Origin of the sequence: Kitasatospora sp. NBC_01302 (genome assembly GCF_035976515.1) — a bacterium.
Lineage (GTDB): Bacteria > Actinomycetota > Actinomycetes > Streptomycetales > Streptomycetaceae > Kitasatospora.
In genome coordinates this window covers 5,046,980-5,073,826 of the sequence record NZ_CP108404.1, presented here as the reverse complement: position 1 = coordinate 5,073,826, position 26,847 = coordinate 5,046,980, and the positions used below count along the sequence as shown (strand labels likewise).

The 26,847-nt window shown below is 73.1% G+C and carries 28 protein-coding genes and 5 tRNA genes; 14 read left to right on the top strand and 19 right to left on the bottom strand.

The window, feature by feature from the left end:
* Positions 1–89: 89 nt before the first annotated feature.
* From OG294_RS22040 to OG294_RS22030, 3 genes are all read left to right on the top strand, one after another.
* Entirely contained in the window at positions 90–941 is an 852-nt protein-coding gene (locus OG294_RS22040; protein WP_327068245.1) for an alpha/beta fold hydrolase, read from the top strand.
* On the top strand, positions 941–1,516 hold the full coding sequence (locus OG294_RS22035; RefSeq protein WP_327068244.1) for a TetR-like C-terminal domain-containing protein: 576 nt from the start codon (positions 941–943) through the stop codon (positions 1,514–1,516). The genes OG294_RS22040 and OG294_RS22035 overlap by 1 nt, the downstream gene beginning before the upstream one ends.
* 236 nt (positions 1,517–1,752) lie before the next feature.
* Positions 1,753–1,992, top strand: a complete 240-nt coding sequence (locus OG294_RS22030) for a hypothetical protein (RefSeq protein ID WP_327068243.1) — start codon at positions 1,753–1,755, stop codon at positions 1,990–1,992.
* Between the two features lie 70 nt (positions 1,993–2,062).
* Here the strand turns inward: OG294_RS22030 and OG294_RS22025 are convergent, their stop codons facing one another.
* The 10 genes from OG294_RS22025 to OG294_RS21980 all read right to left on the bottom strand — a co-directional run bounded on the left by OG294_RS22025 (position 2,063) and on the right by OG294_RS21980 (position 11,279).
* Positions 2,063–2,794, bottom strand: coding sequence for an MgtC/SapB family protein (locus tag OG294_RS22025; RefSeq protein ID WP_327068242.1), 732 nt, complete (start codon positions 2,792–2,794; stop codon positions 2,063–2,065).
* 88 nt (positions 2,795–2,882) lie between these two features.
* Complete coding sequence (locus tag OG294_RS22020) at positions 2,883–3,362, bottom strand: carboxymuconolactone decarboxylase family protein (RefSeq protein ID WP_327068241.1); 480 nt, start codon at positions 3,360–3,362, stop codon at positions 2,883–2,885.
* Between the two features lie 64 nt (positions 3,363–3,426).
* A complete protein-coding gene (locus tag OG294_RS22015; RefSeq protein WP_327068240.1) occupies positions 3,427–3,588 on the bottom strand; it encodes a DUF6126 family protein in 162 nt (53 codons plus the stop codon).
* An 81-nt stretch (positions 3,589–3,669) separates the two neighbouring features.
* Positions 3,670–4,290 (bottom strand): helix-turn-helix domain-containing protein, encoded by a 621-nt coding sequence (locus tag OG294_RS22010; RefSeq protein WP_327068239.1) that lies wholly within the window; start codon positions 4,288–4,290, stop codon positions 3,670–3,672.
* A 129-nt stretch (positions 4,291–4,419) separates the two neighbouring features.
* Positions 4,420–6,828 (bottom strand): glycoside hydrolase family 65 protein, encoded by a 2,409-nt coding sequence (locus OG294_RS22005; RefSeq protein ID WP_327068238.1) that lies wholly within the window; start codon positions 6,826–6,828, stop codon positions 4,420–4,422.
* On the bottom strand, positions 6,825–7,574 hold the full coding sequence (locus OG294_RS22000; RefSeq protein WP_327068237.1) for an HAD family hydrolase: 750 nt from the start codon (positions 7,572–7,574) through the stop codon (positions 6,825–6,827). The genes OG294_RS22005 and OG294_RS22000 overlap by 4 nt, the downstream gene beginning before the upstream one ends.
* 101 nt (positions 7,575–7,675) lie before the next feature.
* Positions 7,676–8,935 (bottom strand): hypothetical protein, encoded by a 1,260-nt coding sequence (locus OG294_RS21995; protein ID WP_327068236.1) that lies wholly within the window; start codon positions 8,933–8,935, stop codon positions 7,676–7,678.
* A gap of 109 nt (positions 8,936–9,044) precedes the next feature.
* Complete coding sequence (locus OG294_RS21990) at positions 9,045–10,220, bottom strand: hypothetical protein (RefSeq protein WP_327068235.1); 1,176 nt, start codon at positions 10,218–10,220, stop codon at positions 9,045–9,047.
* A 228-nt stretch (positions 10,221–10,448) separates the two neighbouring features.
* Positions 10,449–10,521: transfer RNA gene (locus tag OG294_RS21985), tRNA-Lys, on the bottom strand.
* Between the two features lie 74 nt (positions 10,522–10,595).
* Positions 10,596–11,279 (bottom strand): nucleotidyltransferase domain-containing protein, encoded by a 684-nt coding sequence (locus tag OG294_RS21980; RefSeq protein ID WP_442789193.1) that lies wholly within the window; start codon positions 11,277–11,279, stop codon positions 10,596–10,598.
* A 177-nt stretch (positions 11,280–11,456) separates the two neighbouring features.
* On the opposite strand from OG294_RS21980, the gene OG294_RS21975 reads away from it, so the two are divergent.
* On the top strand, positions 11,457–11,759 hold the full coding sequence (locus OG294_RS21975; RefSeq protein ID WP_327068234.1) for a hypothetical protein: 303 nt from the start codon (positions 11,457–11,459) through the stop codon (positions 11,757–11,759).
* Positions 11,760–11,934: 175 nt separating this feature from the next.
* Positions 11,935–12,807 carry a DUF3592 domain-containing protein gene (locus OG294_RS21970; RefSeq protein WP_327068233.1) on the top strand — a complete coding sequence of 291 codons (873 nt, stop codon included), beginning with the start codon at positions 11,935–11,937 and terminating at the stop codon, positions 12,805–12,807.
* 68 nt (positions 12,808–12,875) lie between these two features.
* On the opposite strand, the gene OG294_RS21965 is transcribed toward OG294_RS21970, so the two are convergent.
* From OG294_RS21965 to OG294_RS21955, 3 genes are all read right to left on the bottom strand, one after another.
* Complete coding sequence (locus OG294_RS21965) at positions 12,876–13,724, bottom strand: TIGR02452 family protein (RefSeq protein ID WP_327068232.1); 849 nt, start codon at positions 13,722–13,724, stop codon at positions 12,876–12,878.
* Between the two features lie 116 nt (positions 13,725–13,840).
* On the bottom strand, positions 13,841–16,138 hold the full coding sequence (locus OG294_RS21960; RefSeq protein ID WP_327071620.1) for a DEAD/DEAH box helicase: 2,298 nt from the start codon (positions 16,136–16,138) through the stop codon (positions 13,841–13,843).
* Positions 16,139–16,366: 228 nt separating this feature from the next.
* Positions 16,367–17,335 carry a hypothetical protein gene (locus OG294_RS21955; RefSeq protein WP_327068231.1) on the bottom strand — a complete coding sequence of 323 codons (969 nt, stop codon included), beginning with the start codon at positions 17,333–17,335 and terminating at the stop codon, positions 16,367–16,369.
* Positions 17,336–17,516: 181 nt separating this feature from the next.
* On the opposite strand from OG294_RS21955, the gene OG294_RS21950 reads away from it, so the two are divergent.
* From OG294_RS21950 to OG294_RS21935, 4 genes are all read left to right on the top strand, one after another.
* Positions 17,517–17,858, top strand: coding sequence for a metallopeptidase family protein (locus OG294_RS21950; RefSeq protein ID WP_327068230.1), 342 nt, complete (start codon positions 17,517–17,519; stop codon positions 17,856–17,858).
* Positions 17,859–18,013: 155 nt separating this feature from the next.
* Positions 18,014–18,086 (top strand) — tRNA-Glu (locus OG294_RS21945).
* A gap of 53 nt (positions 18,087–18,139) precedes the next feature.
* A tRNA-Asp gene (locus OG294_RS21940) sits at positions 18,140–18,213 on the top strand.
* A 27-nt stretch (positions 18,214–18,240) separates the two neighbouring features.
* Positions 18,241–18,314: transfer RNA gene (locus OG294_RS21935), tRNA-Phe, on the top strand.
* Positions 18,315–18,439: 125 nt separating this feature from the next.
* Here OG294_RS21935 and OG294_RS21930 read toward each other — a convergent pair.
* The 4 genes from OG294_RS21930 to OG294_RS21915 form a co-directional block, all read right to left on the bottom strand.
* Entirely contained in the window at positions 18,440–18,700 is a 261-nt protein-coding gene (locus tag OG294_RS21930) for a helix-turn-helix domain-containing protein (RefSeq protein ID WP_327068229.1), read from the bottom strand.
* 13 nt (positions 18,701–18,713) lie between these two features.
* Positions 18,714–19,049: a helix-turn-helix domain-containing protein gene (locus OG294_RS21925; RefSeq protein ID WP_327068228.1), complete on the bottom strand. Its 336-nt coding sequence runs from the start codon at positions 19,047–19,049 to the stop codon at positions 18,714–18,716.
* Positions 19,046–19,423, bottom strand: a complete 378-nt coding sequence (locus tag OG294_RS21920; RefSeq protein ID WP_327068227.1) for a type II toxin-antitoxin system RelE/ParE family toxin — start codon at positions 19,421–19,423, stop codon at positions 19,046–19,048. The genes OG294_RS21925 and OG294_RS21920 overlap by 4 nt, the downstream gene beginning before the upstream one ends.
* Before the next feature lie 74 nt (positions 19,424–19,497).
* A complete protein-coding gene (locus OG294_RS21915; RefSeq protein ID WP_327068226.1) occupies positions 19,498–20,631 on the bottom strand; it encodes a hypothetical protein in 1,134 nt (377 codons plus the stop codon).
* Positions 20,632–20,704: 73 nt separating this feature from the next.
* Between OG294_RS21915 and OG294_RS21910 the strand changes: the two genes are divergently transcribed.
* The 4 genes from OG294_RS21910 (at position 20,705) to OG294_RS21895 (ending at position 23,126) form a co-directional block, all read left to right on the top strand.
* Positions 20,705–21,946, top strand: a complete 1,242-nt coding sequence (locus OG294_RS21910; protein ID WP_327068225.1) for a plasmid pRiA4b ORF-3 family protein — start codon at positions 20,705–20,707, stop codon at positions 21,944–21,946.
* 96 nt (positions 21,947–22,042) lie between these two features.
* Positions 22,043–22,120: transfer RNA gene (locus OG294_RS21905), tRNA-Phe, on the top strand.
* 167 nt (positions 22,121–22,287) lie between these two features.
* On the top strand, positions 22,288–22,704 hold the full coding sequence (locus OG294_RS21900; protein ID WP_327068224.1) for a prevent-host-death protein: 417 nt from the start codon (positions 22,288–22,290) through the stop codon (positions 22,702–22,704).
* A complete protein-coding gene (locus OG294_RS21895; RefSeq protein WP_327068223.1) occupies positions 22,701–23,126 on the top strand; it encodes a cytotoxic translational repressor of toxin-antitoxin stability system in 426 nt (141 codons plus the stop codon). Before OG294_RS21900 ends, OG294_RS21895 begins: the two co-directional genes overlap by 4 nt.
* 136 nt (positions 23,127–23,262) lie before the next feature.
* Here the strand turns inward: OG294_RS21895 and OG294_RS21890 are convergent, their stop codons facing one another.
* Both OG294_RS21890 and OG294_RS21885 read right to left on the bottom strand, forming a co-directional pair.
* Complete coding sequence (locus OG294_RS21890; RefSeq protein WP_327068222.1) at positions 23,263–25,686, bottom strand: helicase-associated domain-containing protein; 2,424 nt, start codon at positions 25,684–25,686, stop codon at positions 23,263–23,265.
* A 183-nt stretch (positions 25,687–25,869) separates the two neighbouring features.
* Positions 25,870–26,037 carry a hypothetical protein gene (locus tag OG294_RS21885; protein ID WP_327068221.1) on the bottom strand — a complete coding sequence of 56 codons (168 nt, stop codon included), beginning with the start codon at positions 26,035–26,037 and terminating at the stop codon, positions 25,870–25,872.
* Positions 26,038–26,151: 114 nt separating this feature from the next.
* On the opposite strand from OG294_RS21885, the gene OG294_RS21880 reads away from it, so the two are divergent.
* The gene (locus OG294_RS21880; RefSeq protein ID WP_327068220.1) at positions 26,152–26,697 is read left to right on the top strand and encodes a Uma2 family endonuclease; all 546 of its coding nucleotides are present in this window, start codon (positions 26,152–26,154) and stop codon (positions 26,695–26,697) included.
* Positions 26,698–26,847: the final 150 nt, after the last annotated feature.

Below are 26,847 nucleotides of genomic sequence, written 5' to 3'. Positions count from 1 at the left end.
AAGGGGTTGACGGCTATGGCTATTAGCCATAGCTTTGTGGGTGTCGGCAAGCCGCCGGCACCCACCGTTCGCCAGGCCAGGAGGCCGCCATGAACGCCACCACCGCCCCGCAGACCCAGTTCCTCCAGCTCCCCGGCGGCACCATCGCCTTCGACGACACGCTCGGCGCCGACAGCCGCGGCACCTCCGGCGAGGACAGCACCCCGGTGGTGCTGCTGCCCGGCATGCTGGAGCCGCGCGCCAGCTTCCGCCACCTGCGCCCGCTGCTGCTCGCCGCGGGGCAGCGCGTGATCACCATGGACCTGCGCGGCCTCGGCGAGTCCTCGTCCGCCTGGGACGACTACTCCCCCGCCGCGATCGCCGGGGACGTCGTCGCGCTGCTGGACCACCTGGGCATCGAGCGGGCCGTCCTGGTCGGCCACTCCTACACCGGCGCCACCGTGCTCAAGGCCGCCACCACCGCCCCCGAGAAGGTGGCCGGGATCGTCCTGCTGAACGCCTTCGTCGAGCAGCCCGAGGCCGGGGCGCTGAAGCGGGCGCTGGTCCACGTGATGGGCAGCGCGGTGATCGCCTTCCCGAAGTTCTGGGGCTTCTACCTCGACAAGGTCGCCTTCCCCACCACCAAGCCCGCCGACCACGGCGAGTACATCGCCCGCCAGGTGCGGGCGGCGCGCACCCCCGGCCGCAAGCGGACCACCCGCGGCTACGTCCGGGGCAACTCCGCGCCGGTCGGCTGGACCGAGGGCGTGCGCTGCCCGGCCCTGGTCGTGATGGGCGCCAAGGACCCCGACTTCACCGATCCGGAGCTGGTGGCGGACCGCCAGGCGGCGGCGCTCAAGGCCCGTAAGGTGATGATCGACGGCGCCGGGCACTACTCGATGACGGACCACCCCGAGGCCACCGCCGCCGCCCTGCTCCCCTTCTTCACCGAGGTTGCCTGATGCCCCGCGCCGGACTGACCCCCGACCTCGTCGTCGACCACGCGCTCGGCCTGATCGACGACCAGGGCCCCGAGGCCCTGACCCTGGCGGGCGTCGCACTGCGGGCCAAGGTCGCCGCCCCCTCGCTCTACAAGCACGTGCCCGGCGGCCTGGGCGGGCTGCGCCGGCTGGTCGCGATCAGGGTCACCGCCGACCTGGCGGCCCGGCTCCGGCAGGCGACCGAGGGGCTGCGCGGGGATGCGGCGGTCGACGCGCTGCTGCGGGCGTACCACGGCTACGCGATCGAGTACCCGCACCGCTACGCCGCCCTGCCGCAGAGCCCCTCCGGCACCGACCCGGAGCTGATCGACGCGGCCACCGCGCTGGTCGGCGCGATCTTCCGGGTGCTGGAGGACTACGGAATCGCGGAGTCCGAGGCGGTGCACGCGACCCGCACCGTGCGCGCCCTCGCGCACGGCTTCGCCTCGCTGACCATCGCCGGCGCCTTCCAGCTGCGCGAGGACCTGGGGGTGACCCAGCAGCGGCTGATCGGGCTGCTGACCAGCGGGCTGCGGTCCTGGCCGGACGGGGCCTGAGGCAACGGCTGGTCAAACTCTGGTCAACCCTGTCGCTGAACCTCTGGTCAGACTATGGACTGATCGGATAGCACTAGGGAAAAGGGACTAAAGTCCCAGCCGGTACGCATTCGGACAGGGATCGAGACCGATTCGTCGCCGAACGAAGGTCAGACTGAGCCCCGCCCGGGTAGCAGCAAGCCGAGGCGTACCACCCGCGAGTCCGCTCGCGGCTCACCCGCGAAGGACGAGGGCCCATGACGCAGCCGACCACCGCCCACCGCGCGGCCCTCGGGAGCTCCCCCGCCGCGTTCCCCGCCCAGCGCACCGCCGCCGTGCCCCCGCGTCCCTCCGGTCGCCCGGCGAGCGTCCGCTCGGCCGGCCTGACCCGCCTGGCCGCGATGCGCCGGGGCCTGGCGATCGTGTGCGGCGTGCGCTCGATGAGCAGCGTGCCGGCCCGGCCGCAGCCCGGCTACGGGGAGTCGGACGGGCAGTAGCGGCCCCCGGTCGTCCATACGGGCAGCGGCCCGGCCCGCCCGGCCGCCCAGCCGCCCGGCCGCCCGGCGCTCAGGCGAGCGCCTCGGGCTCGGGATCCTGGCGTTCCTCGGTGAGGTGCCAGTACAGATCGCGCACGCCCGGCTCCAGCGACATCCGGGTGATCAACTGCTCCATCGCGCGGGCCGGATCCCCGGCGACCGCGACCGTGGCGCGCAGCTTGGTGGTGTGCTCGTCCTCGCGCCGGGCGCGCAGCCCGGTGGGGGTCAGCCCGGCCGTGGTCATGGCCTGCAGCAGCAGCGCGCGCAGCTGCGTCTCCGACTTGCGGTCGCAGAGCAGGTGGATGCTGGCCCGTACGCCCTCGACGTCCGGGTCGTCCTGCGGCACCCGGTCGAGCAGCCGGCCCGCCGGGCGCAGGGTCAGGTGGACCGCCAGCACCCCGAGGGTGCCCAGCAGCGCGAAGAGCAGGTTCCCGGAGGCCGCCAGCACCCCGACCGCCGCCGAACACCAGAGCGTGGCCGCGGTGTTCAGGCCGCGCACGCTGGCGCCGTCGCGCAGGATCACCCCGCCGCCGAGGAAGCCGATGCCGGAGACCACGTAGGAGGCGACCCGGGTGGTGGAGCCGGGGTCCAGCACCGAGGCGCTGTACAGCACGAAGAGGGTGGCCCCCGCGGCGACCAGCGCGTTGGTGCGCAGGCCCGCCATCCGGGCCCGCCACTGACGCTCCACCCCGATCAGCGCGCCGCAGCCGACGCCGACGGCGAGCCGGGTGACGAAGTCCAGGGTGCTCAGGGTGGCGGCCACGGCCGCACTCTACGACGCGCGGCGGTACGGGTGGGGGACCCCGCACCGCCGCCCGGGCGAACAGCCGGTGGCCGGCCGTCGCCGGTGGTCAGCCCTTGGGGGCCGGGCTCATCCGGGTGCTGACCGCGATCCGGTTCCACGCGTTGATGGTGGCGATGACCGAGATCAGCTGGGCCAGCTCGGCCTCGTCGAACTGCGCGGCGGCCTCCTGGTAGACCGCGTCCGGCACGTGGCCCTCGGTCAGCAGGGTGACCGCCTCGGTCAGCGCCAGCGCGGCCCGCTCGCGGGCGGTGTAGTACGGGGTCTCCCGCCACGCGGCCAGCGCGTAGATGCGGTGCTCCTCCTCGCCGGCCTTGCGGGCGTCGGTGGTGTGCATGTCGATGCAGAACGCGCAGCCGTTGATCAACGAGGCGCGGATCTTGACCAGTTCGGCCAGCGCTGGGTCAAGTCCGGTGTGCGCGGCGCCGGTGAGCTGGAGCATGGCCTGGTAGACGCCGCCGGCGGCCTGGGGGAAGGCCAGGCGCGGGGCGGGAGCCGGAACGGTCTGCTGGTGGAGCGCGGTAGTCATGCGAACCACCCTAGGGACTCCCGGGCGGTGAACAGGCCTGCGACACGGGTGCTTTGAGCACCACTCAGCCGCGGTGCGCGCCGAGCCAGAAGAGCAGGTAGAGGAAGGCCGCGAAGCCGTGTGCGGCGGCCAGGTAGATGCAGACGCGGATCAGCACCCGGCGGTCGGTGCGCTTGCCGCCGTCGGTGGTCGGGGCGTAGTGGGGGCGGGGCTGCTGGATGGCCATCGGTCGAACTCCTTGTCCGAAACGTGCCGGGGGTGTCGGGGTCTGCCTCGGTGCAGGCGGGCGGTCAGTGCGGCCGGGCGGTCAGTGCGGCCGGGTCGGGACCGGCAGGCACAGCTCGCTGGCCGGGCTCTGCACCAGGGTGTGGACGAAGAGCAGTTCCACGCCCTCGCTGCCCTCCGCGGCGAGCTGGTGCGGGGTGAGCGAGTCGAACTGGGCGCTGTCGCCGGGCTCCAGGACGTAGCCGGTCTGCCCGAGGGTCAGCCGCAGCCGGCCCTGGATCACGTGCAGCCACTCCTCGCCGGCATGCACCCGGACCACCGCGTCCTGCAGGCCCGGCGGGATGTGCACCCGCAGCGCCTGCATCGCCAGGCCCGCCACGCCGGCCCGCCGGTAGCCCCAGCCGCCGGCGCGGCCCGGGGCGATCTCGCCGCCGCGCACCACGGGGTCGGCGGCGGCGGTCTGCTCGCCCAGCAGACCGGCCACGGTGGCACCGTAGAGCCGGGCCAGCGAGAGCAGCACCGGCAGCGAGGGCTGGCGGCGGCCGGTCTCCAGCCGGGACAGATACGCTGGGGAGAGCCCGGCCCGGGCGGCAGCGGCCTCCAGGGTGAGGCGACCGGCCAACCGGTGCTCGCGCAGGCGGGCACCGAGTCCGGGCAGTTCGCCCTCGTCCGGGGCCGGCTCGCCCTGCGGTTCGGTGGTCATGGGACCAGTCCACACCTGCTGTGCCGCAGAGGCAACAAATGTGCCTCAGAGGCAAAAAACGCCGAGCCGCCGCCCCGACCGAAGTCGGGGCGGCGGCTCGTCCGTTGTCGCCCGGCCGTTCCCGTCCGGCTACTCCGCGGCCAGGTGCTCCGCTCCGGACAGCACGGCCCCGATCTGCGGGCCGGCCTGGGAGGTCCGGCGGGCCGGCTCGCGCCCGGGCGGCTGGACCGGCCGCTCGCCGCTGACCGGCTTCCCGGTGGGCCGGCGCACCGGTGCGCCGACCTCCACCCAGAGGAACTCGCCGTCGTGCTGGAGGCGCAGCTTGTCGCCCTCGCGCAGCGTGTAGGTCGTCTCCTCGTGGGTGATCTCCACCCGCAGCAGGTGGTGGCGCACCCGCATCGAGAAGCCCAGCCGGGTCAGGCCCGCGGGCAGCCGGGGCCGGAAGCCGACCACCTCACCGTAGTCCCGCAGGCCGCCGAACCCGGCCACCAGCGCGATGCAGGCCCCGGCCAGCGAGGCCATGTGCAGCCCGTCGCGGGTGTTGCCGCCCAGGTCGTGCAGGTCCATCAGGGCGGCCTCGGCGGTGTAGTCGTAGGCCAGGTCGAGCTGGCCCACCTCGGCCGCCATCACGGCCTGGGTGCAGGCCGAGAGCGAGGAGTCGCGCACCGTCAGGCGCTCGTAGTAGGCGAAGTTGCGCGCCTTCTGCTCCGCGGTGAAGGCGTCGCCGCGGATCTGCATGGCGAGCACCAGGTCGGCCTGCTTGACCACCTGCTTGCGGTACAGGTCGAAGTACGGGTAGTGCAGCAGCAGCGGGTACTTCTCCTGCGGGGTGTTCTCGAAGTCCCAGAGCTGGTGCAGGGTGAAGCCGTCGGCCTGCGGGTGCACGCCGAGCGTCTCGTCGTACGGGATGTACATCGCCTTGGCCGCGTCCCGCCAGGCGGCGGTCTCCTCGGAGTCGACGCCCAGGGCGGCGGCCTCCAGCTGGTGCCGGTTGGCGGCCTCGGCGGCGGCCCGCAGGTTGCTCTGCGCCATCAGGTTGGTGAAGACGTTGTTGTCCGCGATCGCGGAGTACTCGTCCGGCCCGGTGACGCCCTCGATCCGGAACTTGCCGGAGGGGTCGTGGTGCCCCAGCGAGCGCCACATCCGGGCGGTCTCCACGAGCAGTTCCAGCCCGTAGGTGCGCTCGAACTCCACGTCCCCGGTGGCCCGGACGTAGCGCACCACGGCGACCGCGATGTCCGCGCCGATGTGGAAGGCGGCGGTGCCGGCCGGCCAGTAGCCCGAGCACTCCTCGCCGCGGATCGTGCGCCAGGGGAACACCGCGCCGGCCAGGCCCAGTTGGGCCGCCCGCTCGCGGGCCAGCGGCAGCGTGGTGTGCCGCCAGCGCAGCGCCTGGGCGACCGCGCCGGGCAGGCAGTAGGTGAGCACCGGCAGGACGAAGGTCTCGGTGTCCCAGAAGCTGTGCCCGTCGTAGCCCGGGCCGGTCAACCCCTTGGCCGGGATGGCCCGTTCCTCGCTGCGGGCGGAGGCCTGCAGGACGTGGAAGAGCGCGAACCGGACGGCCTGCTGGAGCTCCACGTCGCCGTCGAGCTCGATGTCGCTGTTGTCCCAGAAGTCCGCCAGGTACTGCCGCTGTTCGGCCAGCAGGCCGTCCCAGCCGGAGTAGCGGGCCGCGGTGATCGCGGCCTCGACCTGGTCGCGCACGGCGGGCACCGAGCGGGTGGCCGACCAGCCGTAGCCGATGAACTTGGTCAGCCGCAGCCGCTGGCCGGGCTGGAGCACGGTGGTGGCGCTGATCCTGGCCTGGTCGTCGCGGGCCTCGGAGGTGACGCTGACGCCCTCCGGGCCCTCGATCACGTGGTCCATGCCGGCCGCGATCCGCAGTCCGCTGAAGCGGGTCCGGTGCACCAGCGCGGCCTTCGTGCCGTGCGCGTGGTGCTCCTCGGCGACCAGCGGCGCCTCCAGCACCGCGGCCGCCCGCGGGTCGCCCTCGCCGCCCTGCGGCAGCTGCTCGTTGGCCACCAGCTCGGACTGGACCACGATCCGGACCGGACCGTCGACCGCCTCCACCTCGTAGTCCACCGCGGCGATCGCCCGCTGGGTGAGCGAGACCAGCCGCGCCGAGGTGATCTTGACGGTCCGGCCGGCCGGCGAGGTCCACTCGGCCTCGCGCCGCAGCACTCCCTCGCGGAAGTCCAGCGAGCGGCGGTGGCCGCGCAGTTCGCCGTAGCGCAGGTCGAACGGCTCGTCGTCGACCAGCAGCCGGATCAGCTTGCCGTTGGTGACGTTGATGACGCTCTGGCCGGACTCGGGGTAGCCGTAGCCGCCCTCCGGGTAGGGCAGCGGGCGCAGTTCGAAGACGCCGTTGAGGTAGGTGCCGGGCAGGCCGTGCGGCTCACCCTCGTCCAGGTTGGCCCGCAGGCCGATGTGGCCGTTGGAGAGTGCGAAGACGGATTCGCTGCGGGCCAGGCCCGACAGGTCCAGACGGTGTTCGGTGACGCTCCACGGATCGACCGCGAAGCCCTCCTGTGCGGTCACTGCGCCGCCCCCTCGATGAGTTCGGAGAGATCGTCCACCACCAGGTCCGCGCCGTGCTCCAGCAGAGCCTCGCGCTGGCCGGTCCGGTTGACCCCGACCACCGTCCCGAAGCCCCCCGCACGCCCCGAGGCCACGCCCGCGAGCGCGTCCTCGAAGACCGCCGCGTGCTCGGGCCCGATGCCCAGGGCCTTGGCGGCGGCGAGGTAGGTGTCGGGGGCCGGTTTACCGGGCAGGCCCTGCGACTTGGCCGTCTGGCCGTCGATCACGACGTCGAACAGACCGTCGATGCCGGCCGCCTTGAGGACGTCCCGGCAGTTGGCGCTGGACGAGACCACCGCCCTGGGCAGGCCGAGCACCCGCAACCGGTGCAGGTACTCCACCGAGCCCGGGTACGGCTGCACGCCCTGCTCGCGGATCAGGCGCAGCACCAGGTCGTTCTTGGTGGTGCTCAGACCGTACACGCTGCGGGTGCCCGGTGGGTCGGCTTCGTCGCCTTCGGGGATGTCGATCGAACGCGAGGCGAGGAAGGTGCGCGTACCGTCCAGACGAGGGCGGCCGTCCACGTAGCGGTCGTAGTCCTCGACCGGGTCGAACGGCACGAACTCGTCGCCGGTGCGGCGGGCTTCCTCACGCAGGAAGTCGTCGAACATCTTCTTCCAGGCGGCGGCGTGCACCTTCGCGGTCTGCGTCAGCACGCCGTCGAGGTCGAAGAGGTAGGCGCGGATGTCGTCAGGTAGCCCCAGCATGGTTGCAGTCTGGACCAGATCGCCCGGCTGCGGGTCGATTCGGCACGGCGCGCCGTACAGCGTTCACTTGTGACCCTTACCACCCAGCGGTCAGGGCGGGCTCATGGCTGGTCGAACCACCCGTGCCGCAGCAGGGCGCGGGCCAGCCGGTCGGCCGGGCCCTCGGCCCCGACGACCGCGACCCCGGGCAACTCGGCCGCCACCGCGCTGCGTTCGGAGGCGGAGTCGTCCAGGTGGACGAAGGCCTCCAGTGGCAGGCCGAGCACGGCGGCGGCCCGGCGCAGCTGTTCGGCGGCGCCCAGCGGCGGCAGCGGCAGCGCACGGACCGGGCCCGCCGGCTCGCCGCCCACCAGGACCAGGCGAACGCCCTGGTCACGCAGCCGCTCGACGGTCCGGCGCAGCTCGCCGGCGGCCTGCGTCCAGAGCGGGCTCGCCAGGTCGATGGCCAGCGCCCGGCGTGAGAGCCCCGCCTCCGCCTGCACGATCCGGCGCACCTCCTGGGCGAGCAGAAGCAGGGCACCCGGGCTGTAGTACGCCGGTGCGGTGGGCCCGAGGGGGTCGGCAGGCGCGCGCACCGGATCGGCGCGGGCCGGCACCGGAGCCTCCGCGAGCAGACCGACCAGGTCGACCACCCGCACCCTGGGGTACTCGTCCGCCAGGGCGAGCAGGCTCGCGTTGAGCCGGTGCCAGAGCCCGGTGAGCGCGGCCCGGGCCCGGCTGCCGAGCACCGCGTCGCGCAGCACCCGCGGCAGCGGGACGGTGTGCAGCACCACCACCGCCTCCCCCGCGCCCAGCGCCGCGCCCAGCAGGGTGCGCAGCACCGCGAGCCGCTCGGCGAGGTGCGGCCAGAGCTCGGAGGGCGCGGTGGGGTCGGCGGGGGCAATGGCGGCGATGGGGTCGATGGGGTCGAACGCGGAGCCGGGTCCGAAACCGGGTCCGGAGCCGAGGCCGGAGCCGGCTCCGGCGCCGGGGCCGTGGTCGGGCTCGGGCTCGGGCTCGGGTGGCAGGAAGAACGCCGGGTCCAGCAGGCAGAGCAGCAGATCGGCGCCGAGCGGGCGGCCGCCGGCCGCCAGGGTGGCGGCGAAGGCCCGGGGCGGCGCGACGATCAGCCCGGGCCGCACCCCGGCGCCCACCAGGCAGGCGCGCAGCAGGGGTTCGAGCTCGCCGGGCGGGCAGCTCGGCAGCACCGTGATCCGACGGTACGTCAGACCTTCGTCCACGTCGCCCAGTTCGCGCAGCTCGCGGCCGGCCGCCAGCAGGGTGGCGAGGTCCTCGGTCCGGGCCAGGGCGAGCCGCAGCTCCGGCCCGGGGGCCGTCCCGGACCGGACGGCGATGCGGATGGCGTCGATCAGCCCGGGCACCGCGTGCTCCCCGGGCGTTGTCGTCCGTTCACGTCCCACACGATCCATTCCCGCTGCCTGCCCAGCGCCGCCTCCGGTAACCCCGGCTCTCCTCCTTCCCCGTTCACCGTCATCCGATCTGCCGGGCCCGGCCCTGCAGTTGGTCGGCCAGCTCGCGCCAGCTCTCGGCGCACTCCAGGGCCAGCTCCGCCACCACCGGGAGCAGGTGCGGGGGGATCAGCTGGAGCTCGCGCTCCGCCTCGCCGACGGCGACCAGACGGCGGTGCAGCCAGACCAGCAGGGCCCGGCCGTGGTCGGTGAAGCGCAGCGAGGGATCGCGGCGCAGCAGCGCCAGACCGGCGAAGGGCTCACGGGCCGACCGGCCGTTCGGCCCCCGGCGCGGGCCTAGGCGGCGCACGGCCGACTCGGCGGGGGCGGTCGCCGCCGGGGCGGCGGACGGTGCGGCCGGCGGTGCGGCCGACGGCGGCGGGGCGACCGAGCGCACCGGCGGGTGCGGGCGGTGCGGGGCGGCCGAGCGGGAGCCGCTGGACCGGTCGGCGGCCGGCGCGGGGGCGCGCCGCACCGCGACGGGCGCGGGCGCCGCCGCAGGTGCCGGAGCCGGCGCTGCCGCGGGCGCCGGACCACGCTCCGCCGCGGCCAGCCGGGCCGCCGCCTGGACGGCCGCGTGCGTGGGCACCGCCTCCTCGCCGCGGTGCACCCGGCTGCGCACGCCGTGCGCCGTCCCCAGCGAGACACCCGCCGCCTGGGCGATCTCCCGCAGCGAGGCCCCCGGCCGGGCCCGGAGCACCTCCAGCACCCGCCGTCGGCCCTCGTCCGGGTTGATCGGGCGCAGCCGCCCGTCCCGGCCCATCCGGGTACTGGCCTGCGCCCCGCCCGCCACGGCGCGCCGGCGGATCTCGCCGACCGTCTTGGCGGAGAGCCCGACGCCCTGCGCGATCGAGCGGTCGGAGAGCTCCGGGCGGCCCCTGACGATCCGTTCGGCCGCCGCCTTGCGCTCGGCCACCGACAGCGGCAGCCCCTCGGCCTCGATGTTGCGTTCCACCGCGAGGGCGAAGGCGGCCTCCGCCGTCCCCTCGAAGTACTCGACGGCGACCAGCGGTTCGCCCCGCAGCGCGGCGGCCCGCAGCCGGTGGGCGCCGTCGATCACCCGCATGCTCGGCCGGTGCACCAGGATCGGCGGCGGCTCGGTGGCGAGCTCGGCGAGCCGGGCGGCGTGCGCCTCGTCCACCGGTGTGAAGCGCGGCGAATCGCCGGGCCGCACGCACTCGCGGGCAATTCGGTCCACGCCGCCCATGAAAGCCTCCCGGATATCCGCGCCAGCACTGCGTCCAGTAGCCGTCAACACGCCGCCGGCTTGCGGCGATTCCCGGATCATCGCAGGTCAGCGTGCCTCTTTAGGGGCACACGGGATCCCTCTCCAGCGGTATCGCGCCACCCCTGCGGGCACCCTGACGGCCCGCCCCGCGGAACGAAAAAGACCAGGTCGGCGATGAGCCGACCTGGTCTCTCACGGTGGGGCGCCAGGGGCTCGAACCCTGAACCTACGGATTAAAAGTCCGCTGCTCTACCCATTGAGCTAGCACCCCTCCATCGTGGACATCATGCCAGACCGCGCCGCGGCACGCCGCAAGGTTCTGCGGCAGGGCGCCCGGGCGGCCGGTCAGGCCGCGGCCAGGGGCGTCAGGTTCGCCAGGCGCACCCGGCGCAGCCAGTCCTCCACCGGCCGCTCGTCGGGGGCCGCCGGCAGCACGCCGGGGCGGTCGAGGCGGTGCTCGGCCTCGGCGAGCAGCGGCTCGGCACTCTCGGGGCGGTCGGCGATCCGCTCGCCCAGCTCCCGGATCCGCTCGGGCTCGGCGAGCCGGATCCGCAGTTCGCCGGTCTCGTGCAGCCCGACCGCCTGCTCGACCAGCCGCACCAGGTGCCGCGCGTGCTTGGCCGCCCGGGCGCGGGTCTCGGGGAGGGTGGCGTCGCGGGTCCGCAGCTTGCGCAACTGCTGCCCGGCGTAACCGAGATAGGCCGAGCGCACCGCGCCGGCGCTCAGGAAGGAGCGCCGCAGCCCGATCAGCTCCGACCCCAGCGGCGTGCGTTCCTCGTACAGGTCCTCGGGCAGCCAGAGGAGTTCACCGGCCGTCGGATTGCAGACCAGCGCCAGCCGGCACCACTTGGCCGCCTCGTGGAAGGTTTGGTCCGGCGCCGTGGTCACCACCGACTCCGCCGGGCGCCGCAGGCCGTGCAGCTCCTGGGTCGCCACCGCGAAGACCCCGAGCCGGTCGACGTCCGAGCCCGGCCGCGCCAGCCCGTAGGCCGTCGACCCCACCACCCCGGACAGCAGTACCCGCACCACCGCCACCTCCCTTCACCAGCGCCGCAGTCAGGGCAGTCTCCCCTCCGCCGCGCGCCCGGCGCACCCGGTTTACCGGGCGGCCCCAGGGGCGCGTGGAGCGGGCGGGTTAGGCTCGTCGCGCGTCACCGGGAAGATCCGGCAGACATCCGAGCAGAGTTCGAGCGACAGGAGAGCACCATGGCGAAGGCGGCGACCACCCTGATCGCGGCGACCGGCCTCATCGGCGGCTACGGCGCGGCGCGCTGGAGCGGCAAGCGGGAGCTCGGCGGAGCCGTGCTGGCGGTGGCGGGCGCCGGGGCGGCCTACCGGTGGCGGCGGACGGCCGGGACCGGCACCGCCGCCGCGCTGACCGGTCTGTACGTGGCCGCGTTCGGCGGCTCGCACCCGCTGGCGAAGAAGATCGGCGCCTGGCCCTCGGTCCTCGCGGTGACCGGCGTGGTGGCCGCCGCCTCGGCCCTCGCGGAGCGCGGTCGGGGCTGACCGCGCGGCCGGTCGGCAGGTGGTCGCCCGGCCCTGGTGACAGCGGCGCCCGAACGGGGCAGGATCAGAGTGGCTACCCAGGAGGCCGCACGGGTCACGCGGAGTCACCCGTCAGGGCCCGGGGCGGCCTCGGACCGCAAGCGGGGGCGGGCGTCGGGGGGACAGGGGGACGACGATGGGCCGGGACGGCCACGAGGTGCTGCTGGGGTGTTGGTGGGCCGGTCTGGTCCTGCTCGTGGTGGGCGTACCGGCCATCACGCTCGGGCTGACCCGGTTCGCGCGGCGCGGTACGGAGGTCCAGGGGACCGTCTCCGAGGTGCTGCTGCTCCCGCGCCGGGGCGGGGCCGGCGCGCTGGTCCCCGTGGTGCGGTTCACCGATGCCGCCTCCGAGCGCGAGGTGATCGGGTCGCCGTCCTGCGGGCGGGTGCCGCTGGCCGGCTGGCCCGGGCAGCCGATCACCGTGCGCTACCTGCCGAGCGCCCCGGAGCGGTTCCAGGCCGGGCCGCAGACCAGCGTCTTCGACGCCGCGCTGAGCAGCCTGCTGGTCATGACGCTCGGCTCGGTCGCCCTGGTGCTGACCCGGTGGACCGACCCCGACGCGATCGCCACCAGCGCGGTGCTCGGCGCCTCCGGCGTGGCGCTCGGCGCGGCCACCGTGCTGACCCGCCGGGCGAGCCGCTCCGAGCGGTGTACGGCCCTGCGGGACAAGGGAGTTGTCAGCTACGGCCGGATCGTCGGCTCGCTCGTGGTGGATGGCGGCGGGGACAACGCGCACCACTACCACCCGGTGCTGGCCTTCACCTCGGCCGCCGGCGAGGAGGTGCTCGGAGCCGACCTGCAGACCATGAGCAGCCAGAGCTACCCGGTGGACGGCGCCCCGGTCCCGGTGCGCCACCTGCCGGAGAACCCGCTGCTCTTCGCCCTCGACGCCACCGTGCGCCGGCGCTCCGCCACCACCGGCCCGGCGGCCCGGATGTTCGGCCTGGTCACGGTCCTCGCCTGCTGCGGGGTCCTGATCATGGTCGGCGCCAACCTCGGCCACCGCTGACGGACCCGGCCGGCCCGCCCGGCACCCCGCCGTCGGGCAGCCCCGCCAGGCACCCGTCACGCGCCCCGTCACGCGCCCCCGTCAGGCACCCCGAACCGCGCCTCGAAGGCCGCCCGGTTGGCCGACACCCGCGCGCGGTCCCAGACCGCGAAGACCACCCGCTCGAAGGCCGCCCCGAAGGACTCCAGCGCCACCGCGAACGCCTCGGCCACCTGCACCGGGTCGTTGCGGAAGACCCCGCACCCCCAGGCGCCCAGGACCAGCTGCCGCAGCTCGTGCCGGGCCGCCACCGCGAGCACCCGGGCGGCCCGCTCCCGCAGCACCTCCGCCAGGTCCTCCCCCTGCCCGCGGACCGCCAGCTCCCCCGCGTTGGGCGCCGCCGAGGTCAGGAACGAGACCGGGTACGGCCGGGCGAGCAGCGCGCCGCGCCCGTCGCGGATCACCGGAACGTCCGGCGAGAAGACCACCCGGTGGCTGTAGCGCAGGTCGTCACTGGCGCGGTGCGCGGCGTAGTAGTCCGGCGCCGCCAGCAGGCACTGGTAGAGCAGCGCGGTCCGGCAGACGTCCTCCTCCTGCGCCTTGGCACCCCGCAGGTAACCGCCGCCCGGGTTGCGCGCGGAGGCGAAGTTGAGCACCCCGACCCGGGCCTCCGGGCCGCCCAGGGCCACCAGCCGGGCCGCGGCCTCGAGGCTGCCCTCCGCGGTGACCTCGATCGCCGGCCGCCCGGGGCCCGGCACCACCGTCCCCCTGCCCCCGGTCGGCCCGTCCGGCCCGTCCGGCCCGTACGAGACGGTGCCGGCCCGCGCCGCCGCCAGCAGCCCGCCGATCGTCACCGTCGCGCCGCCGGGCTCCCGGTAGCCCCCGCGCTCGGCGATCTCTTCGTTCTCCCGGGCCACTTGGTGCAGTCTGCCGCTCATCCGTCCGACGGTAGGGCGAACCCGCCCCCGCCCACCAGCGAATTGAGGGTGCGAAAACGCCGGCGGGCCCGCTCCACCGAGGTGGAGCGGGCCCGCCGGACGGTCAGGCTACTGCGTCAGTTCTTCCAACGCGGCTTGCGGTCGCCGCCGTTGAAGCTGCTGCCGCCACGGTTGTCACGGTCACCACCGAAGGAGCGGCCACCACCGCGGTTGTCGCGGTCGCCGTAGGACGAGCCGCCCTGCGGACGGCCGCCCGCGCGGTGGTCGTCGCGGCGGGCGAACGGACGGCTGCTGCCGGCGCCGCCGCGGTTGTCACGGTCGCCACCGAAGGAGCGGGCCGGACGGTCACCGAAGGAGCGGTCGCCACCGAAGGAACGGCCGCCGCGGTCGTCACGGTCACGCGAACCGAAGCCACCGCGGTTGTCACGGTCACCGAAGGAACGCGCCGGACGGTCACCGCCGAAGGAACGGCCACCACGGTCGTCACGGTCACGCGAACCGAAACCGCCACGGTTGTCACGGTCACCGCCGAAGGAACGGCCACCGCGGTCGTCACGGTCACGCGAACCGAAGCCACCGCGGTTGTCACGGTCACCGAAGGAACGCGCCGGACGGTCACCGCCGAAGGAACGGCCACCACGGTCGTCACGGTCACGCGAACCGAAACCGCCACGGTTGTCACGGTCACCGCCGAAGGAACGGCCACCGCGGTCGTCACGGTCACGCGAACCGAAGCCACCGCGGTTGTCACGGTTGTCACGGTCACCACGGCCGCCGCGGTCGCGGTCGCCGTAGGACGGACGCTCGTTGCGCGCCTCGCGGTACGCCGGCACCCGGTCCTCGCGCGGCTCGCGCACCTCGCGCACCGGCTCGGTGACGACGGCCTCGGCAGCCTCGACGGTCTCGCCCTCGGCGGCCTCGACCGGCGCCTCGTCCTCGATGCCCAGCTCGGCCCGCTCGCGAGCGGCCCGCGCGGTGAGGCGGTCGGCCTCCTCGCGCAGCTCGTTGGCGCGGCGCTGCGCGCGCTCCAGCTGGCGGGTCATCTCGGCGACCTCGCGCTCCGCCGCACCGGCGATGCCCGAGGCGCTCTCCGCCTGGACCTCGATCAGCGAGCGGGCGCCGGTGATCTTGGCGACCTCGGCGTCGAAGGCGTGGTCCAGGATGTGGCGCGAGGCGTCCACGCCCGCGTCCTCCATCAGGCGGAAGACGCCACGGCGCTGGTGCGGCAGCACCAGGGTGACGACGGCGCCGGAGCGGCCCGCGCGGGCGGTGCGGCCGGAGCGGTGCAGGTAGTCCTTGTGGTCGCCGGCCGGGTCCACGTTCAGCACCAGGTCGATGCCGTCCACGTGGATGCCGCGCGCGGCGACGTCGGTGGCGACGACCACGTTGACGTAGCCGTCCTTGAAGTCGCCCAGCACCCGGGTGCGGGCGCCCTGGGTCATGCCGCCGTGCAGCGCGTCGGCCTTCACACCGGCCTCGATCAGCTGCTCGGCCACCCGGTCGGCACCCATCTGGGTGCGGACGAAGATGATCGTGCGGCCCTTGCGGGCGGCGATCGCGTTGGTGATCGGGGCCTTGTCCTTGGGCTTCACCACGAGGATGTGGTGGGTCATGGTGGTGACCGCGCCGGCCGACGGGTCGACCTCGTGGGTGACCGGGTTCTTCAGGTAGCGCTTGACCAGGCTGTCGATCTCGTTCTCCAGGGTGGCGGAGAAGAGCAGGCGCTGGCCGCCGGCCGGCACCTGGTCGAGGATCTCGGTGACCTCGGGCAGGAAGCCCATGTCGGCCATCTGGTCGGCCTCGTCGAGCACGACGGTCTGGACGTCGGCGAGCTTGGCGCTGCCGCGGTTCAGCAGGTCGCGCAGGCGGCCGGGGGTGGCGACCAGGACGTCGACGCCGCGCTCCAGCGCGTAGATCTGGTTCGACATCGAGGTGCCGCCGCAGACGACCTTGAGCTTGAGGCCGAGCACCGAGCCGAACGGCTCCAGCGCGTCGGCGACCTGCATGGCCAACTCGCGGGTCGGCACCAGGATCAGGCCGCGCGGGTGCTTGGGCTTGGTGCGCTCGCCGTCGGCGAGGCGGGTGAGCAGCGGCAGGCCGAAGCTCAGGGTCTTGCCGGAGCCGGTGCGGCCACGGCCGAGGACGTCCTTGCCCTCCAGCGCGTCCGGGATGGTGGCGGCCTGGATCGGGAACGGGGTGGTCACGCCACGCTTGGCGAGGGCACGCACCACGTCGTCGTGCAGACCGAGGTCACCGAAGGTGACGGTCGGCTCGGCCTCGGCCTCAACCTCGGCGGCGTCGGTGTCGACGTCGGTGTTCTCGACGTCGGCCTCGAGCTCGGCGATGGAGGCGTCGATGGTGGTGTCGGTCAGGTCGGCGGCGGCGAGGGCCTCGTCCTGGGCGTCAGCGGGCATGACGAAGCGGGCGTCGTCAACGAGAGACAATGCAAAACCTTCCGGAAGTGGCACGCGCCTAAGTCCGGGGTTCTGACTTACAACCGCCTCTATGCGGTCAGCCACGGATCGCCGGAACGCGCCAAGGGCGCCAGGTGAAAATGAGGGCGCCAGTCAAATGGATCAAACGAACGATCTCCCACCATAGAGGAACCATCACTCCGAAGGCAAACCCGGGGGCCGACCTGGTCAATGTGCGGCCGAACCGGCACTCCCGGTCGTAGACCCACTACTGCTCGCGGAGGGCGCCGGCGCACCCGTCGGCGAGGCCGGTGCGCCGGACGGGTGAGGCGACCCCGCCGAGGAGCCGCCGGAGGTCCCGGGGCTGGCGGCGCCGCCGGACGCCCCGCCGGTGCCGCCCGCCCCGGCGGAGGAGCCGGGGCTCGCCGTCGTCCCACCGCCGCCGGTGCCGCCCGTGCCACTGCCGGTGCCCGCGGTGCCGCCCCCACCCGCACCCGTGGCGCCGCCCGTGGTCGGCCCGCCGGTGCCGCCGCCGCCCTGCGCACCGCCGGTACCGGCCGCGCCCCCGCCCATGCCGCCCGTGGCACCGGCGGCGGCCCCGCCGCCCTGCGCGCCGCCCGCCACGGGTGCACCGCCCGCCGCCGCGGGCGCCCCCGGCTCGGGCGGCGGCGCGGGCACCGCCACCACGCCCCCACCGGCCCCGGGCGCCGGGGACACACCCGGGCTCGGGTCGTTCACCGGAGCCACCTCGCCGCCGGCCGCGCCGGCCGGAGCCCCGCCGGGCGCCCCTGACGCCCCCTCAACCCGGCCGCCGGGGCGCTCCGGGCGGGCGGCGGTGCCACCGGCCCGCGGCTGGCCGGGGGCCCCGCTGGCCCTGCCGCTCGGACTGGCCACCCCCGAGACGTGGCCGACCGGCTGCTGTCCCTGCCCCGACCCCACCTCCATGCAGCCGGCCGCGGTCAGCCCGGCCAGCGCCAGCACCGCCGTGCGCGCCGCCGCCCGCGCCGCCACCGACCGCAGGGCCACCCGGCGCGAAGCCGCGGCGTCCGCCCCCTGCCCCGCGGCCGCCCGGGCCGCCCGCACCCGGGCGGCCACCGAGACCCGCGCCACCGCGGACCGCCCGCGCCGCCCCAGGGGACCGCCCGAACGCCCGCCCGACTGCTCGTCCGGCTGTCCGCTCGCACCCGTCGGAACCATTGCCGCCGCCTCTCCGCGCACCCCACCCTGGCCGCACCGACCGGCGGCCCCTTGCGGTGCCCAACGCCCGTCGCGCCCCGGGGACACGGCCACCCTCCCGGCGGATCCGGCCGACCGCACCGGTCCGAGGCGCCATCACCTGGCACGGCTTCAGCCCGCCCGGGACAATGGCCGGGTGGACATGAGCCGGGACGAATTCGAGACGCTGGTCAGCGACGCCCTCGACCAGATCCCCCCGCAACTGGCGGCGATGATGGACAACGTGGCCGTCTTCGTCGAGGACGAGCCCGACCCCGCCACCCCCGACCTGCTCGGCCTCTACGAAGGCACCCCGCTCACCGAGCGCGGCGAGTGGTACGCCGGGGTGCTGCCCGATCGGATCATCGTCTACCGCGGCCCGACCCTGCGGCAGTGCGAGACCCGCGAGCTGGTCGTCGCCGAGGTCCGCACCACCGTGATCCACGAGGTCGCCCACCACTTCGGCTTCGACGATCACGAGCTGCACGAGCTCGGCTGGTCCTGACCCGCGCCGCACCCCGGGCCGCGCGCTGCGCAACACCGCTGGTCGCGGCCCCGACCCCCCGGCCCGCCCCCGGCAAACCCGTTTTGGCGTTCCCGCCCGCATCCCATATGCTTCTCACGTCCCCGACCGCTGGAGAACAGCCGGGCGGGCCGCAAGCCCTCATCGTCTAGTGGCCCAGGACGTCGCCCTTTCAAGGCGGTAGCACGGGTTCGAATCCCGTTGGGGGCACGCAGTACCAGGCAGTAAACGTAGTACAGTTCAGGGCCGTAAGGCTCTGTCGAGGTCCTGTGGAGCAGTTGGTTAGCTCGCCACCCTGTCAAGGTGGAGGTCGCGGGTTCAAGTCCCGTCAGGATCGCTCGTCCCGCAAGGGACGGTGCAGTACGGCCAGGTAGCTCAGTTGGTACGAGCGTCCGCCTGAAAAGCGGAAGGTCGCCGGTTCGACCCCGGCCCTGGCCACACAGTCTGACCACGATGCCCTCGAAGCAGCTCGCTTCGGGGGCATTTTCGCGTCGTTTGACGCCAACGGGACAGCGGACGGTCAGACCCTCCACGTCTTTGCCGCAGCGCCACCACCCCTGCCGTCACGCCGCGTCGGCGTGACGATGGGGCACGAAGCGCATCGTCGTCCTTCCGTCCAGGGGGGCCAGCCGGATGTCGAGGTCTGCCTCCAACGCCTCGGCGAGCCGCGCCAGAAGGGGAAGGGTCGGGGTCGTGTCCCCCAGTTCCACGCGGGAGATGCCAGGCTGCGTCATGCCGGCCCGCCGGGCGAGTTCGGTCTGGGAGATCCCCAGTTGCCTTCGCCTGTCCCGCAGAGCGGCCGACAACTGCTGCCCATAGTCCACGGCTTCCTCCTGGCTATGCGGCGCGAGCGGCGAAGCTGACTGCCGTGCCCGAGGTCGCCAGATGGACGTCCACAGACACCTCCAGAGCCGCGGCAATCCGGAGAAGCAGGTCGGACGTGACCGGGAGGACTCCACCAACCTCGATGTGTTCCACCTCGTCAGCGGTGCTACCGAGGCGAACCGCCAGATCGTCCTCGCTCAGTCCCAGCTGGGTACGCCGGTCGTAGACGAGCTGGCCGAGTGCCATGGCCAGACGAATCTGCTCTCGCTCGGCGATGATCGCGGGGGGCTCGATCTCCCTGTGAAGTGCGCGCTTGTCCCGAGCCAGCTGCCAGCGTGCGTGGTTCACCGTTCCTCCTCCGCCGTGTTGCGACTGTAGATCTCATGAGCTTCCGGGTGCCCCGTCTCGCACGCCAGCTTGGCGGCCTTGGCCCGCTTGACCTCCGCCTCCTCACGCATTCGGGTCTTGCGAAAGACGGTGAGCAGAACGATGCGGCGTCCAGGCGCCAGCCAGTAGCTGATCCGCACCGCGTTCCCGCTCAGGCCGAGGCGCAGTTCCCGCACCCCATCACCCAGGTTCCGCGAGTGCGGTTCGTCGAGCGTGGTCGGGTACTCGGCAAGGAGATCAGCCTTCTCCTCGACCTGCCGATAGTGCTGCGGGGTGAGACTCGCAAGCCAGAGACGCACCTCCGCTTCCAGCTCGATGGAGTAGCGCTCGCCCATACCCGCCACTGTATATCACGCAGATGGTATGGGCCGTCGGTTCGGTTTCAAGCGTCCCGTGCGTGCGGGTGGCGTCAGCCGCGCAAGGCCCGGTCGTCGAGCCGGCGCAACAGGCCGGGCAGGTGCCGGTACTTCTCGCGGAGCGCGGCCACTCGTTGCCGGTACTGAAGGCCGCGCCCGACATGATCACAGGCGTCGCGGAGCTCGACCAGAAGGGCCACCGCGGCGTCGTAGCGGGCCACCTGCTTGCGGGCGACGTGGTTCTCGACCTCCCGCCAGATCGCCTCCTCGTCGGCGGCCAGGGCGGTCAGCTTCTTTGCCCGCGCCTCGTCTCGAACCCGCTCGGCGCGCTGTCGGCGCCCGGCGGCCCGCGCGTGCGCTGCGTCCAGCAGTTCGGCTGCGGATCGCTGCCCCGGCGCGGTCGCGACGGGCGGTTCGCCGCGCAGGCGGCGCAGGAGCTCGGCTCCCAGCTGAGGCTCATCGCCCAGGGCCAGGCGCAGCAGGAGGTCGTTCTTCTCCTTGTCGGGGCGTGCGGCGATCAGCGGTTCCAGCTCCTTCTTCCCGGGCCGCTTCGGAGGCCCGGCAGCGGGCGGGCTGGCCTGGGCGGCGACCGCCAGCAGGTCGGCATCAACGCGCAGGAAGTCCGCGAGCGCCCGCTGCGGTGCGGTGAGCCGGTCGAGCCCGGCCGGGACCGGGGGCTCGACCGCTTCCCGGTAGACCTCCTCATCGTCCTCCTGGAGTGCCCAGGCGCCGATGGCGGACAGCCATGCGAGGTACAGGGCGCGGTGATCACCGGCGGCCAGCTCAGCCCGCACCCCGGCGATGGCACCGAGCGAGTCCTCGGCCCCCTCGTCCCAGTCCCCGCTCTCGTCCTCGCTGCGCAGGTCCAGGACGAGGTGGGTCTTGGTCATCCATGCCTCGACGCACTCGTCGAAGCAGTACGGCTCCAGCGCCCGCAGCGGGAGCTGCCCCTTGGGCAGGCGCAGGATCACCTGACGGGTGCCCCAGTTGGTCAGGTAGAGGTGGGCGTCGTAGTACTGCTCCACCATCCGTCGAGGGTCGCCCCGGAAATTGCCCCACTGATATTCGTTGGTGAAGCTGGTCGCGGTGATCCGGGCCCGGGTGGACAGCGACCGCAGCTGCTCCTGTTCGTCGCTGGTCAGCGGTCGGTCGATCGCCAGGAACTCGTAGTACTGGTACTCGCTCATCGCGACGACCCTAGCGGGAACGCCGATCATCGATGATGGAATCCGTCAAGTCCGGAGCAGGCAGGAAGCAGCGATGGAACCCGAGCGGCCACGCACCGTCGAGCAGGTCCGAGGCCTCGTCAGCTGGATCGGCGCGGGACGCAAGCTCACCCAGACGGGCAAGGTCACCCTCGCGGACGCGCGGGCCCTGGTTACGCTCTTGGAGACCGGCGACACCGTCGACCCGGCCATCGGTGAGAGGACCTTCAAGACCAAGTCCAGCCAGGAGCTGTACCACCTGAACCTGCTGGTCGAATGGGCCAAGGCGGCCCGGCTGCTGCGCGTCACCGGCGGCCGCCTGGTGCCCGTCAAGAAGAACGCGCGCGTACTGGAGGACCCCGAGCGCACCCTCGACGCGCTGTTCGAGGCCCTGCCGCGCATCGGCGAGGCGGTACTCCCCTCCGGCTGGCTCGGCTCGATGCTCGCGGAGGAGTACCCCGCCGGGCTGCGGGCGGTGCTGACGAGCCTCTACGCCACGGACCTTCCGGCGCCGGAGCAGAAGCTGCGGACTGCGGTGTGGGAGACACTGTCCGGGTTCTTCGTCCTCGACGACCTTCCCGAGGATCGCCTTCGCCTCCTGCGTCAGAGCAACGACCGCGACGTGGACCGCCTCCTCGCCACGTTCAAGGGCCTCGGGGCCACCCAGCAGACCGGCAAGTCCGTCACGCTCACCTCGGACGGCCGTAAAGCCCTGGCCCGGCTGCGCGGGGAGCCACGCCCTGGCGACCCGGTCTACGAGCTCCGCGTCCAACTCGCCGATGCGAATCAGCCCGCGGTATGGCGCCGCGTCCAGGTGCCGGCCGGCATCCGCCTCGACAACCTGCACCGGGTCATCCAGGCGACAATGGGCTGGCAGAACTGCCACCTGTACGCGTTCAGCGCGAACGGCGTCGACTACGGTCGCCGCTCGGCTGAGCTCGACCTCGTCGACGAGACCACCGCCGCCCTGGACACCGTCGCCAAGGAGGGGACACAGCTCGATTACACCTACGATTTCGGCGACTCGTGGGACCACCGCATCACCGTGGAACACACCATGGCAGCCGAGGCGAGCCACCACTATCCCGCCTGCGTGGACGGAGCGGGGGCCTGCCCACCCGAGGACTGCGGCGGCCCGGGCGGGTACGAAGACCTCAAGCAGACCCTCCGCGACCCCGCCCACCCGGAGCACGAGGACCTGCTGCGCTGGATCGGTCTCGACTCAGCAGCCGACTTCGACCCGGCCCACTTCGACCTGCGCGAGACCAACCGGCAGCTGCGCACACTCGGCTGGTGAGCAGGGTCCCATCCCGTGAATCCGGTTGACGCCAGCACTGACGCCAACCGCCGTGCGCGATGACGTCCGCAGCCGCACTTCCACGGACGTCAGAACCGCTCAAAACAGGGCATCCAGACGCCTCGGCTTGGCCTGAAAAGCGGAAGGTCGCCGGTTCGACCCCGGCCCTGGCCACACAGTCTGACCACGATGCCCTCGAAGCAGCTCGCTTCGGGGGCATTTTTGCGTGGCTTGACGCCAACGGCGCAGCGGAGGGTCACCGTACACCTGCCCGAGTACTTGACGTACTTGACGTACTTCGCGCCGGGCGCGACCCTGGTTCTCGGACAGGGAGGCTCCCCATGACAGCGGTCCACTACGAGAGCTACACCGAAGCCCGCGCACACCTGAAGGATCTGCTGGACGCAGCCGGGCAGGGCCGGGTCGCGACCGTTCGCCGGGACACCGGGTATGCGGCGGTAGTCGACGCGGGGCGGCTGCACCACGCGCTGACGCTGCTGTGTCCGTCCAAGGCCGAGGTGGTCGCTGAGGGCGGTGGCTGGTCGGTGTTCCTCCCCGGCCTGCCGGTCGCAGCGGACGGCGCCACGTTCGACGAGGCCATCGACGAGATGATCGACGCGCTTCGCGAGTACGCGGAGGACTGGCAGGACCGGCTTCTAAACGCGCCCAATCATCGTGACAATTGGGGCCTGGTTCAGTTGATCGGTCTCAGCGACGACGCACAGCTTCGTGATTGGCTGCTCGGAGTCGCGAAGTGACCTGGCCTCAACCGACACGCGAACGGCACGAGCAGTTCCGCAAGGTCGAAAGCTGGGAGCGCGTGCGTGACGCGCGTGGCCGCACCGGCACCCACCACATCACCTATGAGTTCGGGCTCCCCGACGGGCGGATCCTGCGTACTCGGGTATCGCATCCGGTCGACCGCACCGTGTACGGCGCGAGCATATGGGCGCACATCCTCCGCGATCAGCTGGACGTGACGGAGGATGCCTTCTGGCCGTGCGTTCTGGACGGCGCGCTTCCCGATCGAGGTGTGCCCGAGCCGCCACGCGAGGCGCTTCCCGTAGATCTGGTCCACCTGCTGATCAATCGCGTCGGACTCACCGAGGACCAGGTCGCCGAGCTGGACAAGGCCCAGGCGATCGCGCGACTCCAGCAGTTCTGGACCGAGGGCCACTGACACACACTGCCCTTGCTGCCGGTTCAACGCGCCCAGCGTGCCGCGCTCCCACCTGGGGTCTGGGAGCTCCGAAGCGCCTTCACCACGGCGGCGCGACGCACATCGCCCCGCCCGAGCGCTTCGGGCGATCCCCTGGTCAGCGGTCGGCCAGCAGCGCGCTCGCCAACGCCGATGCGGTGCTCGGCGCCTTGCCGTGGCGCGGTCGTGCTCCGGACAGTGACGGCATGCGCTTGGGACCGCGTTCCTGGCGGGCCTTCTCGATGACTGTCGTCCCGGTCTCCGCCTCCTGCACGGGGGCGTAGCCGGCAGCCCGAAGCGCGGCAAGGGTTGCTTCGGGCTCGACTGTGCTGATCAGCACGGTCGGCGCGATGCGTCGCAACCCGAGCCTGGACAGCGCACGGGCCGCGGCGAGCTCCGCCACCAGTGCCACGTCGTCGGAGCGGATGCAGCAGGCGGAGCGCACCACTCGCATCCGGCCGTGGGTCCGCGCGGTGTCCTTGATCAGGTACTCCAGGGGCTGCGGGAGCGGCCGCCCGCCCTCCGAGACGTCGGCCAGCCGAGCCAGCAGGTCGGCGGCGTCCAATCCGGAGTCCAGCGCCCGGCGGACCGCCGCAGGGGTGATCCGCCACACCACGGCATGGCCTTCCGACTCCCGGTCCGCACAGGCGACCAGCAGGTCGGTCAGCTCTGATGCGGCAGCTCCGGCGACCACGACCGTAAGGTCCGCCTGGAACCGGGCGGTGGTCTGCGGCACGGGCAGCAGCGCGTCCAGGGCTGTGGACAACCGCCGAACCGCGTCCTCCAGAGCAGGACGGTCGCGCAGCGCCGGCCCGGCGCCCGGAACGGCGGGGAAGTGGCGGTGTGCACCCGCCCTCAGGAGCCCGAGCACGGCGTGCCCGAGCGTAGTCAGCGCTCCGTGGGCGACGACCCCGAGCATCTCCGCCTCCGCCAGGGTCGCCTCGACCCGCTCAGCCTCCCACGAACCTTGGGCGAGGGCGGTCGGGCGGAACCAGGCCGCCGTGGCGACGAGACCGGCGAGAGCGGTCGCCCGCGCGCGAGCGGACTTGCCGGTGGGCACTCCGTGCTCGGCCGGAAGGGTGGCCAGAGCCTCCAGCACGGCATAGCGCAGATCGACGGCCTCGCCGTCCTCCGGCGTGACCAGCGCGACCGGGGTGTCATTCTCCTCCGGCCAATGGCTGAACACCTCGGGCACCACCGCCCAGGTGGCGACGAGCGGCAGCAGCCGCTGAGCGGGTGGAGCCGCCAGCCACTCGTCGTACCGCTCGGTGGGCAGCATCCGGGCAGGTGGCTGGGATTCCGGCCGACGCGCTCGGCCCCGTCCTCCCGCCGGGGCCTCCGGTTCCTCGGCGCACGGGGTGATCAGGTCCGCGTTGTTCGCCAGGTCGAGCCACAGCCGGGCTTGTTCCTCCGACATGCCGGACACCTTCGCCAACCGGCGGGTGTCCCGGACTGCGATTCCGCCCGCCTTGCGCACAGCGAGCGGCTGCACGGCCACCTGACGGAGCATCAGTTCGACCCGCGAGGCCGCCTCGGCCAACGCCGCCTGCGCCTGGCCCTCGACTGCACCACCTGGGATCTCCACCGTGCCCTCGACCGGGGGCGGGGCGGACTGGTAGCTCGGCGCGCGGTCGTGGTCGCGCAACGCGTCGGCCACCTCGCGCGGCAGTTCCGTCAGGTCCTCGTCCACCGGAACGACCAGGCCGCGGGCGGCCAGCCAGTCCGTGCCGGGATCTCCCGAACCGCCTTCCCGGAAGGTGAACTTACCTCCGGAGCCCGGGTAGAATCCGCGGTACCGGGAGACGAAGCAGTGCGTGCGCAGCAGTGGCGGGCCCGGGACCAGTTTGTCCAGCAGGTCCAGAGCCGCGGGCGGCGCCTCGGCGGCCATGGCGCGCACGCGCTTCGCGTCCCTGAGCACGTCCACGATCTGCCGCTGCGCCTCGTCCCGGGTCCGCGCCTTCGCGAGCCCCATCCCCAGCGCGACGCGGTGAATCTCCGGAGCGTTGAAGGCCTCGGTGAGCAGTTGTTCGGCGGGCCGGCCGTAACCGCCGCCTTCACCCGCCTGACGGTGGACCAGGATCGGAACGATGACCCTGCTTCCGGACGAGGGCAGTACCAGGGCCCGCTCGGCCAGCCCGGACAGCGCGGCCTCGGCTGCGGACCGACCGGCGCCGTCGAGTTGCAGGAATCGGAAGAGCTGGTCCCGGGTCACGGACCGGTCAGCGGGGTCGACCGTAGGCGCGTCGAGCCGTGGTGAACGGCCGCCGTAGCCCATGAACAGGTGATGAGCGGGCGGGACGGCCGGTAGCGGACCGTGCAACCGTTCGGCCAAGGTCGCCACAGCGACCAGCAATTGAAGGTCCCCGAGGCTGATCTCGCTCAGCCCCAGGGCCGTCGAGGCATCCGTCAGCAGGTGGCCGGCCAGGTCGGCCAGGCTCGCCACCTCGGCCGCGTAAGGAAGTTCGCGCTGTTCCAGCAGTTCGGTCAGCTGCGAAGGAGTACGGTCGGCCAGCCAGATCGCGAGGCTTCGTGCGGCTTTCACCGTACCAAGCGTAGTGAATCGCCAGCGGGGACGGGACCAGAGGTTTGAAGCCAGGGACCATCCGCCGTCGCTTGACGCCGACGCGAACCGAAGTGGACGAGGGCATCCGAAGACGCCCTCCGTCCCAGCCTTCGGCCGGGATGTGCCCCCAGCGGATGGTGGTCCCTCGCGAAGTGCCTGGCATCAACCGCGCAGAGCCCGGTCGTCGAGCCGGCGCAACAGGCCGGGCAGGTGCCGGTACTGCTCGCGGAGCGCGGCCACTCGTCGCCGGAACTGAAGGCCGCGCCCGACATGGTCACAGGCGCCACGGAGTTCGGCCAGGAGGGCCACGGCGTCGTCGTAGCGGGCCACCTGCTTGGACCGACCCGCACATGGTGGGCGGCGTCGCGACGCTCGGACTCTCGGCTGAACCTGACGCGGCACTAGGCTGGAGCATCGGCCGACTCACCCGGAAGGGCACCGCGCATGAACCCCGAGCACTTCGCGCTCCTTGAAGAGGCCCGCAGGAGCCTGCCAGACGGGTTCAAGGTCGAGCTCTCCGGCGACACCATCGTCATGATGGTCAGCCCCTCGGGGATTCACCAACGGAATCTCTTGGTGGTGCGCCGCCAGTTCGACGCGTACGCCCCGGCAGGACTACTACCCAGCGAGAACACGGACCTCGTCTCGCCCAATGTCGGCAAGAGCCGCAATCCCGACCTGACGTACCTGCCGGACGATGCACTCACGACCAGGGACAACCAGGTTCCTGCCGAAGTTGCTGCGATTGCCGTCGAACTGGTCTCACCGTCCAACCCGGAGAACGACTGGGTGGGGAAGGTACGGGACTACCCGCTCATGAGAATCCCTCTCTACCTCGTGATCGACGCAAGGGAGAAGGCGGTCACGCTCTTCAGCCGACCCGACGGCACGAAGTACCATCGCCGCGAGGACATCGCTTTCGGCGAGACCATCCATATCCCGGAGCCGTTCGACTTCGAGCTGGTCACCACCGGTCTGCTCCCCTACTGAGCACGCCCAGCACATGTGAAGCTCCGCCGGTTGACGCCAACGCCGACGCCAACCGTCCCGAACCATGGCGTCCGGCGGCGGCCCTCCATGGACGACAGAAGCATCCAAACCGGGGCACCTCACCGCCCCGGCTTGGCCTGAGAAGCGGAA

Bases quoted from the DNA above. Each gene is read 5' to 3' on its own strand.
- OG294_RS21970 (WP_327068233.1), top strand. From the start codon at position 11,935: ATGGGCCGGGACGGCCACGAGGTGCTGCTGGGGTGTTGGTGGGCCGGT.
- OG294_RS21950 (WP_327068230.1), top strand. From the start codon at position 17,517: ATGAGCCGGGACGAATTCGAGACGCTGGTCAGCGACGCCCTCGACCAG.
- OG294_RS21975 (WP_327068234.1), top strand. From the start codon at position 11,457: ATGGCGAAGGCGGCGACCACCCTGATCGCGGCGACCGGCCTCATCGGC.
- OG294_RS22020 (WP_327068241.1), bottom strand. From the start codon at position 3,362: ATGACTACCGCGCTCCACCAGCAGACCGTTCCGGCTCCCGCCCCGCGC.
- OG294_RS21960 (WP_327071620.1), bottom strand. From the start codon at position 16,138: ATGCCCGCTGACGCCCAGGACGAGGCCCTCGCCGCCGCCGACCTGACC.
- OG294_RS22035 (WP_327068244.1), top strand. From the start codon at position 941: ATGCCCCGCGCCGGACTGACCCCCGACCTCGTCGTCGACCACGCGCTC.
- OG294_RS21915 (WP_327068226.1), bottom strand. From the start codon at position 20,631: ATGAGCGAGTACCAGTACTACGAGTTCCTGGCGATCGACCGACCGCTG.
- OG294_RS21955 (WP_327068231.1), bottom strand. From the start codon at position 17,335: ATGGTTCCGACGGGTGCGAGCGGACAGCCGGACGAGCAGTCGGGCGGG.
- OG294_RS21900 (WP_327068224.1), top strand. From the start codon at position 22,288: ATGACAGCGGTCCACTACGAGAGCTACACCGAAGCCCGCGCACACCTG.
- OG294_RS22040 (WP_327068245.1), top strand. From the start codon at position 90: ATGAACGCCACCACCGCCCCGCAGACCCAGTTCCTCCAGCTCCCCGGC.
- OG294_RS21920 (WP_327068227.1), bottom strand. From the start codon at position 19,423: ATGGGCGAGCGCTACTCCATCGAGCTGGAAGCGGAGGTGCGTCTCTGG.
- OG294_RS22015 (WP_327068240.1), bottom strand. From the start codon at position 3,588: ATGGCCATCCAGCAGCCCCGCCCCCACTACGCCCCGACCACCGACGGC.
- OG294_RS21880 (WP_327068220.1), top strand. From the start codon at position 26,152: ATGAACCCCGAGCACTTCGCGCTCCTTGAAGAGGCCCGCAGGAGCCTG.
- OG294_RS21965 (WP_327068232.1), bottom strand. From the start codon at position 13,724: ATGAGCGGCAGACTGCACCAAGTGGCCCGGGAGAACGAAGAGATCGCC.
- OG294_RS22010 (WP_327068239.1), bottom strand. From the start codon at position 4,290: ATGACCACCGAACCGCAGGGCGAGCCGGCCCCGGACGAGGGCGAACTG.
- OG294_RS21910 (WP_327068225.1), top strand. From the start codon at position 20,705: ATGGAACCCGAGCGGCCACGCACCGTCGAGCAGGTCCGAGGCCTCGTC.
- OG294_RS22000 (WP_327068237.1), bottom strand. From the start codon at position 7,574: ATGCTGGGGCTACCTGACGACATCCGCGCCTACCTCTTCGACCTCGAC.
- OG294_RS22030 (WP_327068243.1), top strand. From the start codon at position 1,753: ATGACGCAGCCGACCACCGCCCACCGCGCGGCCCTCGGGAGCTCCCCC.